Genomic DNA, 1471 nt, shown 5'->3' with positions numbered 1-1471 from the left:
GGGTCTATCAGGAATTAGGTGTGATTCGTCTGTTTGGCCTACGGGTCTTTCGGTGGGCTGATCGGCCTACACTCGTCCGGCCGTAAGGCGGCCGTCGAAGAGCAGATCGAATTCGTTCAAAGCGGACTTCCAGCGGTTGCTCCAGCGTTGGCGGCCGCGTCCGGTGGGGTCGAGGGCGAGGGTGGCGAGGTAGAGGCGTTTGAGGGCGGCGGTCTCGTTGGGGAAGTGTCCGCATGCCTGGGCCGCGCGCCGGTAGCGGGCGTTGAGGGACTCGATGGCGTTGGTGGTGTAGACGACCTGGCGGATGGCATCGGGCAGGCCGAGGAAAGGGACGAACTCGTTCCAGGCCCGTTCCCAGGTCCCGGCGATCGAGGGGTACTTCTTACCCCATTTCTCGGCGAACTCCGTCAGCCGTTCTCGTGCGGCTTCCTCGTTGACAGCGGTGTATACGGGCTTGAGATCGCGAGCGACGTCGGCCCAGTCCCGGCGGGACGCGTAACGCAGGCTGCCCCGGATGAGGTGAACGACGCAGGTCTGCACCACGGTCTGCGGCCAGATGACGTTCACCGCCTCGGGCAAGGCCGTCAGCCCGTCGCAGACCAGCATCAGCACGTCTTTCACGCCCCGGTTGCGGATCTCGGTCAGAACGGTCTGCCAGTACTTCGCGCCCTCGCCGCCGTCGCCGGCCCACAGCCCGAGGATCTCCCGGTAACCGTCGGCTGTGACGGCGATGGCCACGTAAACCGGCCGGTTGGCCACATGCCCGTCGCGGATCCGGACGTGGATGGCGTCGATGAAAACGACCGGGTAGACGGGATCAAGCGGGCGGGTGCGCCATTCCGCCATCGACTCCAGAGCCTTGTCGGTGATCGTGGAGACGGTCTCCTTCGTTGTCGTCATCCCGTACACCTCGGCGAGATGGGCAACGATCTCACCCGAGGTGAGTCCCTTCGCGGTCAGCGACAGCACCATCTCGTCCAGCGCACCCGTGCGGCGGGCGTACTTGGGCAGCAGCCGCGGACTGAATGTGCCCAGGCGGTCCCGGGGGACCTGCACCGTCACGGCGCCGACTTCCGTCATGACCTTCTTCGCCCGGTAGCCGTTGCGTGTGTTTCCGCCCGAACGCGATCCACGACCGCCGGCCCGCATCGACTCGTGGGTCAGGTGCTGGTCCATTTCCGCCTCGAGGGCGGCCTGCATCAGGTGCTGGGCCAGCTCGGGCAGCAGCCCGCCCTCACCCATCAGCCGCAGCCCGCCCATCCGGACCTTTTCGGCCGCGAGCGCGGCCAGCTCCTCCAGCAACTCGCTGGACAGACCGTTCGCGGATACCGGCATCGACTTCACGTCCGCACCCTCGGCACTCTCACCGACCAAGGCAAGCGACACACCGTCAGCGGCCTCGATCAGGTGATCCGTTGTCGTACTCATCAGGTGACTCCTACGGGGAGGTACACACCTAATTCATGACACT

1 protein-coding gene is annotated in these 1471 nt (G+C 65.8%); it reads right to left on the bottom strand.

Annotated elements, in window-relative coordinates; genetic code table 11:
• Positions 1–66: 66 nt before the first annotated feature.
• Positions 67–1335, bottom strand: coding sequence for an IS256 family transposase (locus ACWDO5_RS35690; RefSeq protein WP_450534676.1), 1269 nt, complete (start codon positions 1333–1335; stop codon positions 67–69).
• Positions 1336–1471: the final 136 nt, after the last annotated feature.

The organism is Streptomyces sp. NPDC000880, assembly GCF_053599675.1.
This window is presented reverse-complemented; position numbering and strand designations above follow the sequence as displayed.

Excerpts from the sequence above, each read along its gene's own strand:
- ACWDO5_RS35690 (WP_450534676.1), bottom strand. The coding sequence starts at position 1,335 with ATGCCGGTATCCGCGAACGGTCTGTCCAGCGAGTTGCTGGAGGAGCTG.